Origin of the sequence: Klebsiella sp. A52 (assembly GCF_018388785.1) — a bacterium.
Classification (GTDB): Bacteria; Pseudomonadota; Gammaproteobacteria; order Enterobacterales; family Enterobacteriaceae; genus Klebsiella; species Klebsiella aerogenes.
In genome coordinates this window covers 4,330,238-4,343,782 of sequence record NZ_CP074437.1, presented here as the reverse complement: position 1 = coordinate 4,343,782, position 13,545 = coordinate 4,330,238, and the positions used below count along the sequence as shown (strand labels likewise).

Genomic DNA, 13,545 nt, shown 5'->3' with positions numbered 1-13,545 from the left:
AGGCGCCGTGGTGGGAGGGATAACCAGAAACCCGGCAGTCGCGTGAAAAACCACACTTTTTTTCTCACAATTATCTACTCACTTCGGAGCATGATTTATTTTTGTACAAAATGGCCCGCGCTTTTCCTTTGATTTATATCAACTTACAGCCTTGAGCAACCCCTAAGGTAGCATCAGGAAATATGAATAATCAGAGGTATCTATGAGTCACTCTTCAATCCCGGAGAAGGCTAACAGCTCAGTCATCACCGACTGGCGTCCTGAAGATCCTGAGTTTTGGCAACAGCGCGGCCATCGTGTGGCGAGCCGTAATTTGTGGATCTCCGTTCCCTGCCTTCTACTGGCGTTCTGTGTCTGGATGTTGTTCAGCGCCGTCGCCGTGAACCTTAATAAAGTTGGCTTTCAGTTTACTACCGATCAGCTGTTTATGCTGACCGCCCTCCCGGCGCTTTCCGGCGCATTATTACGCGTACCTTATGCCTTTATGGTTCCGCTGTTCGGCGGCCGCCGCTGGACGGCGTTCAGTACCGGTATCATGATTATTCCGTGCGTATGGCTGGGCTTCGCGGTACAGGATACCTCCACGCCGTTTAGCGTGTTCGTGATTATCTCTCTGCTGTGCGGCTTTGCCGGCGCTAACTTTGCATCCAGCATGGCGAACATCAGCTTCTTCTTCCCGAAAGAGAAACAGGGCGGGGCGCTGGGGGTTAACGGCGGTCTGGGTAACATGGGCGTTAGCGTAATGCAGCTGGTTGCGCCGCTGGTGGTCTCGCTCTCTATCTTTGCTGTGTTCGGCGGTAGCGGTAGCGAGCAGCCGGACGGCTCGATGCTGTATCTGGAAAACGCCGCGTGGATCTGGGTGCCTTTCCTGATTATCTTTACCCTGGCCGCGTGGTTCTTTATGAACGACCTGTCGGCCTCAAAAGCGTCGCTGAGCGAACAGTTACCGGTACTTAAACGCCTGCATCTGTGGATCATGGCGCTGCTGTATCTCGCAACCTTCGGCTCTTTCATCGGTTTCTCCGCCGGGTTTGCGATGCTGTCAAAAACCCAGTTCCCGGACGTGCAGATCCTGCACTATGCCTTCTTCGGTCCGTTTATTGGCGCGCTGGCGCGCTCAATGGGCGGCGCGATTTCCGACCGACTCGGCGGGACCCGCGTGACGCTGGTCAACTTCGTGGTGATGGCTATTTTCTGCGCGTTACTGTTCCTGACTCTGCCGACCAATGGTCAGGGCGGCAACTTCATTGCCTTCTTCGCGGTATTTATGGTGCTGTTCCTGACCGCGGGATTGGGCAGCGCCTCCACCTTCCAGATGATTTCCGTTATCTTCCGTAAGCTTACGATGGATCGCGTCAAAGCGCAGGGCGGCAGTGAAGCGCAGGCGATGCGTGAAGCGGCGACGGATACCGCCGCGGCGCTGGGCTTTATTTCAGCGATTGGCGCGATCGGTGGTTTCTTTATTCCGAAAGCGTTCGGTATTTCGCTGGATCTGACCGGATCGCCGGCCGGGGCAATGAAAGTCTTCCTCGTGTTCTATATTGCCTGCGTGGTGATCACCTGGGCGGTATACGGCCGTAAACAGAAATAAGTCTTTTCTTAACGGTAAGTGACAGGGCGCGCCACAGGGTGCGCCTTTTTTATGAGTGGCTATTAGTTACAGCATACTTTTGATCTGCGCAAGGTGGTTAAATTCAGGGAGATAACGCTGGTAAGCCATCTACCACTTAATACCTAAGCGTGGCATAAATCCCGGTTAACATTCTGTCATATTTAAAATAATCCTTATAAAACAAAGCGATAATCAATGAATGTTGTTACTACTTTGGTGGTAATTATGATTTGAGGGCGGATTTATAAGGTATTTCGCATTGATCGTCATCAATTCTCCTCCTTCGGCATGGCGCTATTTTCGCTGCAAATCCAGCAATGTCGATTTATCAGAGAGCCGTCAGGCTCCATATCAGGAGAAACCCGATGAGTAAATTTCTGGACCGGTTTCGCTACTTCAAACAGAAGGGTGAAACCTTTGCCGATGGGCACGGCCAGCTTCTTAAAACCAACCGGGATTGGGAGGATGGATACCGCCAGCGTTGGCAGCATGACAAAATCGTGCGTTCCACTCACGGTGTGAACTGCACCGGCTCATGCAGCTGGAAAATTTATGTCAAAAATGGTCTGGTCACCTGGGAAACCCAGCAGACCGATTACCCGCGCACCCGCCCCGATCTGCCGAACCATGAGCCACGCGGCTGTCCGCGCGGCGCCAGCTACTCCTGGTATCTGTACAGCGCTAACCGCCTGAAATATCCGCTGATGCGTAAACGTCTGATGAAAATGTGGCGTGAAGCGAAAGTTCAGCATAGCGATCCGGTTGAGGCATGGGCTTCTATTATTGAAGATGCCGATAAAGCGAAAAGCTTTAAACAGGCCCGCGGCCGCGGCGGTTTTGTTCGTTCTTCATGGAAAGAAGTGAACGAACTGATTGCCGCCTCAAACGTTTATACCGTCAAAACTTATGGTCCAGACCGCGTGGCAGGGTTCTCGCCAATCCCGGCGATGTCGATGGTTTCCTACGCGTCCGGCGCCCGTTACCTGTCGCTGATTGGCGGTACCTGCCTGAGCTTCTACGACTGGTACTGTGACCTGCCGCCGGCCTCGCCGATGACCTGGGGCGAACAGACCGACGTGCCGGAATCCGCTGACTGGTATAACTCCAGCTATATCATCGCCTGGGGCTCCAACGTCCCGCAGACCCGTACCCCGGACGCGCACTTCTTTACCGAAGTTCGCTATAAAGGGACTAAAACCGTGGCAATTACTCCGGACTATGCCGAAATCGCCAAGCTGTGCGATCTGTGGCTGGCGCCGAAGCAGGGTACCGATGCCGCGATGGCGCTGGCGATGGGCCACGTTATGCTGCGTGAGTTCCACCTCGATAAACCGAGCCAGTACTTCACCGATTACGTACGCCGCTACACCGACATGCCGATGCTGGTTATGCTAGAAGAGCGCGATGGCTACTATGCCGCTGGCCGTATGCTGCGCGCTGCCGACCTGGTTGACTCCCTGGGCCAGGAGCAGAATCCGGAATGGAAAACCGTCGCCTTTGACGAGAAGGGCGAAATGACCGTACCTAACGGTTCTCTGGGCTTCCGCTGGGGCGACAAAGGCAAGTGGAACCTCGAGCAGCGCGATGGTAAAACCGGCGAAGAGATTGAACTGCGTCTGAGCCTGCTTGGCAGCCACGACGATATCGCCAACGTCGGCTTCCCATACTTTGGCGGTGAAGGTTCCGAGCATTTCAACAAAGTCGACCTCGAAAACATTCTGTTGCACAAACTGCCGGTGAAACGCCTGCAGATGGCCGACGGCTCTACCGCGCTGGTGACCACCGTTTATGACCTGACCATGGCTAACTATGGCCTGGAACGTGGGCTGAACGATGAAAACTGCGCGACCAGCTACGATGACGTCAAAGCGTACACTCCGGCCTGGGCTGAAAAAATTACCGGCGTACCCCGCGCGCACATCATCCGTACCGCCCGCGAATTTGCCGATAACGCCGATAAGACCCACGGCCGTTCGATGATTATCGTCGGCGCGGGCCTGAACCACTGGTTCCATCTGGATATGAACTACCGCGGACTGATCAACATGCTGATCTTCTGCGGCTGCGTTGGCCAGAGCGGCGGCGGCTGGGCGCACTACGTTGGTCAGGAAAAACTGCGTCCGCAGACCGGCTGGCAGCCGCTGGCGTTCGCCCTTGACTGGCAGCGTCCGGCACGCCACATGAACAGTACATCGTACTTCTATAACCACTCCAGCCAGTGGCGCTATGAAACGGTCACCGCGCAGGAACTGCTGTCGCCGATGGCGGATAAATCCCGCTACAGCGGACATCTGATCGACTTCAACGTGCGCGCTGAGCGTATGGGCTGGCTGCCGTCGGCGCCACAGCTGGGCGTGAACCCGCTGCGTATTGCTGACGAAGCGAAGAAAGCCGGCATGACGCCGGTCGATTACACCGTGAAATCGCTGAAAGAGGGGTCTATTCGCTTTGCGGCCGAACAGCCGGAGAACGGTAAAAACCATCCGCGTAACCTGTTTATCTGGCGTTCCAACCTGCTGGGTTCCTCCGGTAAAGGTCATGAATACATGCTCAAGTACCTGCTGGGTACCGAGAATGGCATTCAGGGCAAAGACCTTGGCAAGCAGGGCGGCGTGAAGCCGGAAGAAGTCGAGTGGCGGGATAACGGCCTCGACGGCAAACTGGATCTGGTCGTCACGCTCGACTTCCGTCTGTCGAGCACCTGTCTCTATTCCGACATCGTACTGCCGACCGCAACCTGGTACGAAAAAGACGACATGAATACTTCGGATATGCATCCGTTTATTCACCCGCTGTCGGCCGCCGTTGACCCGGCCTGGGAATCGAAGAGCGACTGGGATATCTATAAAGGTATTGCTAAGAAATTCTCTGAAGTCTGCGTGGGTCACCTCGGAAAAGAAACCGACGTCGTGACGCTGCCGATTCAGCACGATTCCGCCGCGGAAATGGCGCAGCCGTTTGACGTTAAAGACTGGAAAAAAGGCGAATGTGACCTGATTCCAGGGAAAACCGCGCCGCATATTATTCCGGTCGAGCGCGATTATCCGGCGACCTACGAGCGCTTCACCTCTATCGGCCCGCTGCTGGAAACCATCGGCAACGGCGGTAAAGGGATCGCCTGGAATACCCAGAGCGAGATGGATCTGCTGCGTAAGCTCAACTACACCAAGGCGGAAGGCCCGGCGAAAGGCCAGCCGAAGCTGGAGACCGCTATCGACGCCGCTGAAATGATCCTCACTCTGGCGCCGGAAACCAACGGTCAGGTGGCCGTGAAGGCGTGGAAAGCGCTGAGCGAATTTACCGGCCGCGAGCATGCGCACCTGGCGTTGAATAAAGAAGACGAGAAGATCCGCTTCCGCGATATTCAGGCGCAGCCGCGTAAGATCATCTCCAGCCCGACCTGGTCTGGCCTGGAAGACGAACATGTCTCCTATAACGCTGGCTATACCAACGTTCACGAGCTCATCCCTTGGCGTACGCTGTCCGGCCGTCAGTCGCTGTATCAGGATCACCAGTGGATGCGCGACTTTGGCGAAAGCCTGCTGGTCTATCGTCCGCCGATCGACACCCGTTCGGTGAAAGCGGTGATGGGCGAGAAGTCCAACGGCAATCCAGAGAAGGCCTTGAACTTCCTGACGCCGCACCAGAAGTGGGGGATTCACTCCACTTACAGCGATAACTTGCTGATGCTGACCCTGTCGCGCGGCGGGCCGATCGTCTGGATGAGCGAAGCGGATGCGAAAGATCTGGGTATCGAAGATAACGACTGGATCGAAGTATTTAACGCCAACGGCGCCCTGACGGCGCGTGCGGTAGTGAGCCAGCGCGTACCGGCCGGAATGACCATGATGTATCACGCGCAGGAACGTATCGTGAACCTGCCAGGCTCTGAAGTTACCGGTCAGCGCGGCGGGATCCACAACTCGGTCACCCGTATTACGCCAAAACCGACCCATATGATCGGCGGCTACGGCCACCTGGCGTACGGCTTTAACTACTATGGCACCGTCGGTTCCAACCGCGATGAGTTTGTTGTGGTACGTAAGATGAAGAACATTAACTGGTTAGACGGCGAAGGTAATGACCAGGTACAGGAGAGCGTAAAATGAAAATTCGTTCACAAGTCGGCATGGTGCTGAATCTCGATAAATGCATCGGCTGCCACACCTGCTCCGTAACCTGCAAAAATGTCTGGACGAGTCGTGAAGGGATGGAGTACGCCTGGTTCAACAACGTAGAAAGTAAGCCAGGCGTCGGTTTCCCCAACGACTGGGAAAACCAGGAAAAATGGAAAGGCGGCTGGATCCGCAAAATCAACGGTAAGCTGCAGCCGCGGATGGGCAACCGCGCGATGCTGCTAGGTAAAATCTTCGCCAACCCGCATCTGCCGGGGATCGATGATTACTACGAGCCGTTTGATTATGACTACCAGAATCTGCATAACGCGCCGGAAAGTAAACATCAGCCGATCGCCCGTCCGCGCTCGCTGATTACCGGCCAGCGGATGGACAAAATTACCAGCGGCCCGAACTGGGAAGAGATCCTCGGCGGCGAGTTTGAAAAACGCGCCAAAGACCAGAACTTCGAAAACATGCAGAAGGCGATGTACGGCCAGTTCGAAAACACCTTCATGATGTATCTGCCGCGCTTGTGCGAGCACTGCCTGAACCCGGCGTGCGTCGCGACCTGCCCAAGCGGCGCCATCTATAAGCGTGAAGAAGACGGCATTGTGCTGATCGACCAGGATAAGTGCCGCGGCTGGCGGATGTGCATCACCGGCTGCCCGTACAAGAAGATCTACTTCAACTGGAAGAGCGGGAAATCCGAGAAATGCATCTTCTGCTACCCGCGTATTGAGTCCGGGATGCCGACGGTGTGTTCCGAAACCTGTGTGGGCCGTATCCGCTACCTTGGCGTACTGCTGTATGACGCGGACGCAATTGAAAACGCCGCCAGCACCGAGAACGAGAAAGATCTGTATCAGCGCCAGCTGGACGTGTTCCTCGATCCAAACGATCCAAAAGTGATTGAGCAGGCGCTAAAAGATGGCGTACCGCAGGGCGTAATTGAAGCCGCGCAGCAGTCTCCGGTATACAAAATGGCGATGGACTGGAAGCTGGCGCTGCCGCTGCACCCGGAATATCGTACCCTGCCAATGGTCTGGTACGTGCCGCCTCTGTCGCCGATTCAGTCCGCCGCCGATGCGGGCGAACTGGGTAGTAACGGGATCCTGCCTGACGTAGAAAGCCTGCGAATTCCGGTCCAGTATCTGGCGAATCTGCTAACCGCGGGCGATACCCAGCCGGTACTGCTGGCGCTGAAACGTATGCTGGCGATGCGCCACTTCAAACGAGCGGAAACCGTCGACGGCGTCGTCGATACCCGCGCGCTGGAAGAGGTGGGGCTGAGCGAAGCGCAGGCGCAGGAAATGTATCGCTATCTGGCCATCGCCAACTACGAAGATCGTTTCGTGGTACCGAGCAGCCATCGCGAACAGGCCCGCGATGCCTTCCCGGAGAAGAGCGGTTGCGGCTTTACCTTCGGCGATGGTTGCCACGGTTCTGACAGCGAATTCAACCTGTTCAACAGCCGTCGCATCGACGCCATTGACGTTACCAGCAAAACGGAGCCGCACTCATGATTGAACTCGTGATTGTGTCGCGTCTGCTCGAATACCCTGACGCTGCCTTGTGGCAGCATCAGCAGGAGATGTTCGAGGCTCTCGCGTCATCGGAAAAACTCGCCAAAGAAGATGCCCATGCGCTGGGCGTTTTCCTGCGCGATTTGGTGGCTCAGGATCCGCTGGACGCCCAGTCGGCGTACAGCGAGCTGTTCGACCGCGGCCGCGCTACCTCGCTGCTGTTGTTTGAACATGTTCACGGCGAATCCCGCGATCGCGGGCAGGCGATGGTCGACCTGATGGCGCAGTACGAGCGCCATGGTCTACTGCTGGATAGCCATGAGCTGCCGGATCACCTACCGCTGTATCTGGAGTATCTGGCGCAGTTACCGGAAGAGGAAGCGCTTGGCGGCCTGCGGGACGTTGCGCCGATCCTCGGCCTGCTCAGCGCGCGTCTGCAACAGCGCGAAAGCCGCTATGCGGTGCTGTTCGAGCTGCTATTGAAGCTGGCCAATACTCAGGTCGATAGCCAGAAAGTGGCGGAGAAGATCGCCGACGAGGCCCGTGACGATACGCCGCAGGCGCTGGATGCCGTCTGGGAAGAAGAGCAGGTCAAATTCTTTGCCGACCAGGGCTGCGGCGAGTCGGAGATTTCCGCTCACCAGCGTCGTTTTGCCGGAGCCGTGGCCCCGCAATATTTGAATATCTCTAACGGAGGACAGCACTAATGCACTTCCTGAATATGTTCTTCTTTGACATTTATCCGTACATTGCGGGTTCGGTGTTCCTTATTGGCAGCTGGCTGCGCTACGACTACGGTCAGTACACCTGGCGCGCCGCCTCCAGTCAGATGCTGGATCGTAAAGGGATGAACCTGGCGTCAAACCTGTTCCATATCGGGATCCTGGGTATTTTCGCCGGCCATTTCCTCGGCATGCTGACTCCGCACTGGATGTATGAATCCTTCCTGCCGATCGACGTGAAGCAGAAAATGGCGATGTTCGCCGGCGGCGCGTGCGGCGTGATGACGTTGGTGGGCGGTTTACTGCTGCTTAAGCGCCGTCTGCTGAGCCCACGCGTTCGCGCTACCACCACGACAGCGGATATTCTGATCCTCTCGTTACTGATGGTGCAATGCGCGCTGGGACTGCTGACCATTCCATTCTCCGCCCAGCATATGGACGGTAGCGAAATGATGAAACTGGTCGGCTGGGCGCAGTCGGTGGTGACCTTCCACGGCGGCGCTTCGCAGCATCTTGATGGCGTGGCGTTTGTCTTCCGCGTGCACCTGGTGCTGGGGATGACGCTGTTCCTGTTGTTCCCGTTCTCACGTCTGGTTCATATCTGGAGCGCGCCGGTCGAATACCTGACGCGCAAATACCAGATTGTACGCGCGCGTCGCTAGTTCATCCGCGACGGCTGACTCACCCCGCCATGGCGGGGTTTTTTTTCACCCCAACCAAGGTTGTTGCCGGCAGCGGCAAGCAAAATCAGCACCCCTCCTGCCAACTGCAACGGCGCCAGCGCATGATGGAAAACCAGATAGTCCACCAGAATAGCCACCAGCGGATAGATAAACGAGAGCGAACCGGTGACCGGCGTCGGTAGCTTTTGAATCGCACTATATAAAAGCTGGTACATAATCCCGGTATGGACAACGCCGAGGATCAGCAGATAGCGCCAGGGGAAGTGGCTGTTAAACTCAGGAGCATGAACCAGCGGCAAAAGCATTACCGTGCCAACGATAACCTGAATAAAAGCGATATGCTGCGCCGGGAGCGGCTGCAGTTTGCGGGCAATAATAGCGGTCAGGGCATAAAAAAATGCCGCGCCTAATGCCAGGATAATACCGGTGACGAGATTATCGCTGTGGGCGGGAGTCAGCTCGCTCGACAGCAGAATCACCACGCCGCTAAAGGCCAGGAGTAACCATGCCCATTTTACCGCGCTTACCTTTTCACCCAGCATCATGCTCAGTAATACCAGCATAAAAGGCTGGGTATTGTAGACCACGGTGGCCATCCCAATAGAAACGCGTGAGTAGGCGGCAAAAAGCAGCAGCCAGTTAATGACCAGCGCGACGCCGCCAAGGATTGCCAGCGCCAGGGTGAGACGCGTCAGGCGGCTGAAGGGCTGTCGGCTTAACAAAATAAACAGCAATAATGTGACTGCGCCGATAAGACAGCGCCAGAAAACCACGTCGATTACCGGCAACCCTGAGAGCAGCACGAACGCGCCAATCGAGCCGGAAATTATCATCGCCAGACTCATTTGCCAGACCCCACGAGAAAGCTGCATATTTCACCTCCAGAAGTTTTCCATTATTGTCGTGAAAAGCCTGACAGCTTGATATATCTGAATTAAGGTAAAAACAGATAAATACCTTTATTAATTAGGTGAAATAAATGGAATACATTATTGATGAAATAGACCGGGCGATTCTGGCCTGCCTGACGCAAGATGCCAGAGTTTCGCTTAAGGTATTGAGTGCGCAGGTGGGATTGACCTCCCCGAGTACCGCCGAGCGGGTAAAACGCCTTGAGGAAAAAGGAGTGATTCAGGGTTATAGCGCACGGGTTAATCTGGCAGCATTGGGATATAGCCTGCAGGCATTAGTACGGGTGAGGCCGCTACCGGGATTGCTACAAAAAGTGGATAAATATATTCAGGCTATACCGGAGTGTATTGAAAGCGACAAGGTCACCGGAGAGGATTGTTTTGTTATGCGTCTCGTGGTGCGTGATATTGCGCAGCTGGATACGATATTGGATGGTCTGGCAGAATATGCGCAATGCAATACGTCGGTGGTGAAAAGCTCGCCGGTAAAAAGGCGCTTGCCCCCGCTGTGAGTTTTCCCGGAGGCGGTGCTGCGCACCTGTCCGGGCTACCAGACGGCACCACCTGTAGCCTCGCTAAGCGAAGCGCGAGCGAGGGGATAGCAGAACCGGTGGCTGAGAGAGTGCAAGAGTATGTAGCCTCGCTAAGCGAAGCGCGAGCGAGGAGATAGCAGAACAGGTGGCTGAAGGGAGATGGTGGTGGGGGAAGGATTACTCGGCGCTAAAGCGCCTCGCCCTTCGGGCCGTTGCCTGCGGCAACGTTCTCTCGCTAACGCTCGAGTCGAACCTTAGTCGAAGCTTCTCATCCTTCCCCGTAGGGCAGAATATAGAATATCGCAAGTAGATTAAGCTGGGCATGACATGAGGAGATGGTGGTGGGGGAAGGATTACTCGGCGCTAAAGCGCCTCGCCCTTCGGGCCGTTGCCTGCGGCAACGTTCTCTCGCTAACGCTCGAGTCGAACCTTAGTCGAAGCTTCTCATCCTTCCCCGTAGGGCAGAATATAGAATATCGCAAGTAGATTAAGCTGGGCATAACATGAGGAGATGGTGGTGGGGGAAGGATTCGAACCTTCGAAGTCGATGACGGCAGATTTACAGTCTGCTCCCTTTGGCCGCTCGGGAACCCCACCAGGGGTAAAATCAAATTGTAGGTTATTCAGCAAAATGAATGGTGGAGGGGAAAGGATAACTCGTCGCTATCGCTCCTCGCCCTTTGGGCAGTTGCCTACGGCAACCTTCTCTCGCTGGCGCTCGAGTCGAACCTTAATCGAAGGTTCTTACCCTTCCCGCTAAGTGCAAACATCGTTTACGCTTGTCGGGGAAACCATATCACTGTAGTGAATAATGGTGGTGGGGGAAGGATTCGAACCTTCGAAGTCGATGACGGCAGATTTACAGTCTGCTCCCTTTGGCCGCTCGGGAACCCCACCACGGGGTAATGCTTTGTACTGGCCTGCTCCCTTCTCGGGGAGCGGGGCGCATCATACCAAATGACGCGCCCCTGTAAAGCATTCCTTTGACAAAATTAAACTGGTTGCCTGATTTTTACGCGTAACGCCGTAAAGCTAACCAATTCATTTCGCTGTCGATTAAAGAATAATCGTCCGGTTACCGTAAACAAAGACGCGCTGCGCCAGCACCTGATAAAGCGCTCGGCTTAAGACGTTTTTTTCAACGTCGCGCCCCGCGCGCATCATATCTTCGGCGGTATAGGTATGATCGACGTGAATCACGTCCTGCATGATGATTGGGCCTTCATCCAGATTATCATTCACGTAGTGGGCGGTGGCGCCGATAATCTTCACCCCGCGCTCATAGGCCTGATGATACGGACGCGCACCGATAAACGCCGGCAGGAACGAGTGGTGAATATTAATGATTTTGTTCGGGAAACGAGCAACAAACGCCGGAGTTAGCACGCGCATGTACTTTGCCAGTACCACGTAGTCCGGATCGTGGGCGGCTATCGCATCGCCCATTCGCTGGTCGTGCTCTTCACGGCTCAGTCCTTCATGGCTCACCAGCTCAAAAGGAATACCGAAACGTTCCACCAGCGTGCGCAGCGTTTCATGGTTGCCGATTACCGCGGCGATGTCGACATCCAGTCCGCCGTAGTTGGCTTTCATCAGTAGATCGCCGAGACAGTGCGCTTCTTTGGTGACCAGAATCACCACCCGGCGACGGCCGGCCGGGTTGAGTTCGCGAATTGAACCTTCCGGCAGCGCGCTATCGAGGTCGGCCAGCAGTGTGGCGTCGTTAAAAATACCTTCGAGCTCGGTACGCATGAAGAAGCGACCGGTACGGTGGTCGACAAACTCATTGTTCTGCACGATGTTTAACTCGTGCTTGTAGCAGATATTCGTGATACGCGCGATGAGGCCTTTCTGATCAGGGCAAATGGTGCGTAGTACTTTACGTTGTAATGAATGCATCGCGGGGGAAATCCTGTTGTGTTTGCAATTGCTGATGCCGGGCCTTACTGGCCGCAGCATTTTTTAAATTTTTTACCTGAACCGCAAGGGCAGGGGTCATTACGACCAATTAATGGCCGGGTGCCGTCAATATAGTACCACTGTCCGTTTTCTTTTAAGAATCTGGAACGTTCAATAATCGCGCCGGGGCGGTTATCTTCAGTAAAACGTGCGATAAAACTGACGAAGCCTTCGTCGGGATTACGTCCGTTATCGGTGGCGAAAACGGTTAAGCCGAGCCATTGCGTATTGGCAAAGCCTTTTTCAATATCGGTGCGAAAACGTGACGCTTCACAGGTCGGATGCCAGGTTTTGATTAAATAATCGACATCTTTCATCACGAATGCGCTATAGCGGGAACGCATCAGCTGTGACGGGCTCGGCGCTAGCTGACCGCCGTCCAGATATCGCTGGCAACATGAGCTATACTCGAGAGCGCTGCCACAGGGGCATAATTGCGACAAAATCGCCTCCATGGAAAAGAATGACGGCGCCTGAGCGCCAACCTGCATTATGTTAACTGAGCGATGGCGCTGATGTCATGCTCGGAGTGGAAGGATATGTATCAGTACTAATGAGAAAGTTGAAGATTGGTTTAGCGCTAGGGGCTGGCGCCGCGCGCGGTTGGTCGCATATCGGCGTGATAAAAGCGCTGCATCGGGCGGGAATTGATGTCGATGTAGTGGCGGGATGTTCTATTGGTGCCTTAGTCGGTGCGGCTTACGCCTGCAATCGTCTCCCTGCGTTGGAAAAGTGGGTTAGCTCCTTTAGCAACTGGGATGTGCTGCGCTTGATGGATCTCTCCTGGCGGCGCGGCGGTTTGTTACGCGGCGAGCGGGTGTTCAATCAATACCGGCAAATTATGCCTGTTGCGCAAATCGAAGAGTGTGAACGTCGTTTTGCCGCCGTGGCGACAAACCTGAGCACCGGGCGTGAATTATGGTTTACGGAAGGTGACCTGCACATGGCGGTCCGCGCTTCTTGTAGTATGCCGGGCCTGATGTCGCCGGTGATGCATAACGGCTACTGGCTGGTAGATGGTGCGGTGGTCAATCCGGTCCCGGTCTCGCTAACGCGAGCCTTGGGGGCGGATATTGTGATTGCCGTCGACCTCCAGCATGACGCCCATCTTATGCAGCAGGACCTATTATCAATCGAATCGCCGCGTCCGGAGCCGATAGAAGAGCTAAGTTGGCATTCCCGCCTGCGATCCCGGTTGGGGAGAATGAGCTCTCGTCGTGCGACAATAACCCCCACGGCGATGGAGATTATGTCCACCTCGATTCAGGTGCTGGAAAACCGCCTGAAACGTAATCGTATGGCAGGCGATCCGCCAGATATCCTGCTACAGCCGTTTTGTCCGCAAATCTCCACTCTCGATTTTCATCGTGCTGGCGAAGCGATGGCCGCAGGACAGCTGGCCGTTGAGAAAAAAATGGATGAATTATTACCCTTGGTGCGCACTTCCGCGTAGCGCACTTGTCCAACACTTAAGTAAATTCTGA

The 13,545-nt window shown here is 55.2% G+C and carries 10 protein-coding genes, 2 tRNA genes and 3 other RNA genes; 7 read left to right on the top strand and 8 right to left on the bottom strand.

Going from position 1 to position 13,545, the window contains the following annotated elements; translation table 11 throughout:
* Positions 1–202 precede the first annotated feature (202 nt).
* The 5 genes from KGA69_RS20540 (at position 203) to narI (ending at position 8,637) form a co-directional block, all read left to right on the top strand.
* On the top strand, positions 203–1,591 hold the full coding sequence (locus tag KGA69_RS20540; protein ID WP_045393811.1) for a NarK family nitrate/nitrite MFS transporter: 1,389 nt from the start codon (positions 203–205) through the stop codon (positions 1,589–1,591).
* Between the two features lie 386 nt (positions 1,592–1,977).
* The gene (locus KGA69_RS20535; protein WP_045393812.1) at positions 1,978–5,721 is read left to right on the top strand and encodes a nitrate reductase subunit alpha; all 3,744 of its coding nucleotides are present in this window, start codon (positions 1,978–1,980) and stop codon (positions 5,719–5,721) included.
* On the top strand, positions 5,718–7,253 hold the full coding sequence (narH, locus tag KGA69_RS20530) for a nitrate reductase subunit beta (protein WP_045393813.1): 1,536 nt from the start codon (positions 5,718–5,720) through the stop codon (positions 7,251–7,253). Before KGA69_RS20535 ends, narH begins: the two co-directional genes overlap by 4 nt.
* Complete coding sequence (narJ, locus tag KGA69_RS20525) at positions 7,250–7,960, top strand: nitrate reductase molybdenum cofactor assembly chaperone (protein ID WP_045393815.1); 711 nt, start codon at positions 7,250–7,252, stop codon at positions 7,958–7,960. Before narH ends, narJ begins: the two co-directional genes overlap by 4 nt.
* Positions 7,960–8,637, top strand: a complete 678-nt coding sequence (gene narI / locus KGA69_RS20520) for a respiratory nitrate reductase subunit gamma (protein ID WP_015367083.1) — start codon at positions 7,960–7,962, stop codon at positions 8,635–8,637. Before narJ ends, narI begins: the two co-directional genes overlap by 1 nt.
* Here narI and KGA69_RS20515 read toward each other — a convergent pair.
* The gene (locus tag KGA69_RS20515; RefSeq protein WP_045393818.1) at positions 8,634–9,530 is read right to left on the bottom strand and encodes a DMT family transporter; all 897 of its coding nucleotides are present in this window, start codon (positions 9,528–9,530) and stop codon (positions 8,634–8,636) included. The genes narI and KGA69_RS20515 overlap by 4 nt on opposite strands.
* 107 nt (positions 9,531–9,637) lie before the next feature.
* On the opposite strand from KGA69_RS20515, the gene KGA69_RS20510 reads away from it, so the two are divergent.
* Positions 9,638–10,081: an Lrp/AsnC family transcriptional regulator gene (locus tag KGA69_RS20510; RefSeq protein WP_045393819.1), complete on the top strand. Its 444-nt coding sequence runs from the start codon at positions 9,638–9,640 to the stop codon at positions 10,079–10,081.
* A gap of 181 nt (positions 10,082–10,262) precedes the next feature.
* Here the strand turns inward: KGA69_RS20510 and KGA69_RS20505 are convergent.
* The 7 genes from KGA69_RS20505 to KGA69_RS20475 form a co-directional block, all read right to left on the bottom strand.
* Positions 10,263–10,395: non-coding RNA, RtT sRNA (locus KGA69_RS20505), on the bottom strand.
* 43 nt (positions 10,396–10,438) lie between these two features.
* Positions 10,439–10,571, bottom strand: a non-coding RNA gene (locus KGA69_RS20500) — RtT sRNA.
* A 43-nt stretch (positions 10,572–10,614) separates the two neighbouring features.
* Positions 10,615–10,699: transfer RNA gene (locus tag KGA69_RS20495), tRNA-Tyr, on the bottom strand.
* A 39-nt stretch (positions 10,700–10,738) separates the two neighbouring features.
* Positions 10,739–10,871: non-coding RNA, RtT sRNA (locus KGA69_RS20490), on the bottom strand.
* Positions 10,872–10,914: 43 nt separating this feature from the next.
* Positions 10,915–10,999 (bottom strand) — tRNA-Tyr (locus tag KGA69_RS20485).
* A gap of 159 nt (positions 11,000–11,158) precedes the next feature.
* On the bottom strand, positions 11,159–12,001 hold the full coding sequence (gene purU / locus KGA69_RS20480; RefSeq protein ID WP_045397565.1) for a formyltetrahydrofolate deformylase: 843 nt from the start codon (positions 11,999–12,001) through the stop codon (positions 11,159–11,161).
* Positions 12,002–12,045: 44 nt separating this feature from the next.
* Complete coding sequence (locus KGA69_RS20475) at positions 12,046–12,504, bottom strand: YchJ family protein (RefSeq protein WP_045397568.1); 459 nt, start codon at positions 12,502–12,504, stop codon at positions 12,046–12,048.
* 110 nt (positions 12,505–12,614) lie between these two features.
* On the opposite strand from KGA69_RS20475, the gene rssA reads away from it, so the two are divergent.
* On the top strand, positions 12,615–13,514 hold the full coding sequence (gene rssA, locus KGA69_RS20470) for a patatin-like phospholipase RssA (RefSeq protein ID WP_045397562.1): 900 nt from the start codon (positions 12,615–12,617) through the stop codon (positions 13,512–13,514).
* Positions 13,515–13,545: the final 31 nt, after the last annotated feature.

Excerpts from the sequence above, each read along its gene's own strand:
- narI (WP_015367083.1), top strand. The coding sequence starts at position 7,960 with ATGCACTTCCTGAATATGTTCTTCTTTGACATTTATCCGTACATTGCG.
- KGA69_RS20510 (WP_045393819.1), top strand. The coding sequence starts at position 9,638 with ATGGAATACATTATTGATGAAATAGACCGGGCGATTCTGGCCTGCCTG.
- KGA69_RS20515 (WP_045393818.1), bottom strand. The coding sequence starts at position 9,530 with ATGCAGCTTTCTCGTGGGGTCTGGCAAATGAGTCTGGCGATGATAATT.
- KGA69_RS20535 (WP_045393812.1), top strand. The coding sequence starts at position 1,978 with ATGAGTAAATTTCTGGACCGGTTTCGCTACTTCAAACAGAAGGGTGAA.
- narH (WP_045393813.1), top strand. The coding sequence starts at position 5,718 with ATGAAAATTCGTTCACAAGTCGGCATGGTGCTGAATCTCGATAAATGC.
- rssA (WP_045397562.1), top strand. The coding sequence starts at position 12,615 with ATGAGAAAGTTGAAGATTGGTTTAGCGCTAGGGGCTGGCGCCGCGCGC.
- narJ (WP_045393815.1), top strand. The coding sequence starts at position 7,250 with ATGATTGAACTCGTGATTGTGTCGCGTCTGCTCGAATACCCTGACGCT.
- KGA69_RS20540 (WP_045393811.1), top strand. The coding sequence starts at position 203 with ATGAGTCACTCTTCAATCCCGGAGAAGGCTAACAGCTCAGTCATCACC.
- purU (WP_045397565.1), bottom strand. The coding sequence starts at position 12,001 with ATGCATTCATTACAACGTAAAGTACTACGCACCATTTGCCCTGATCAG.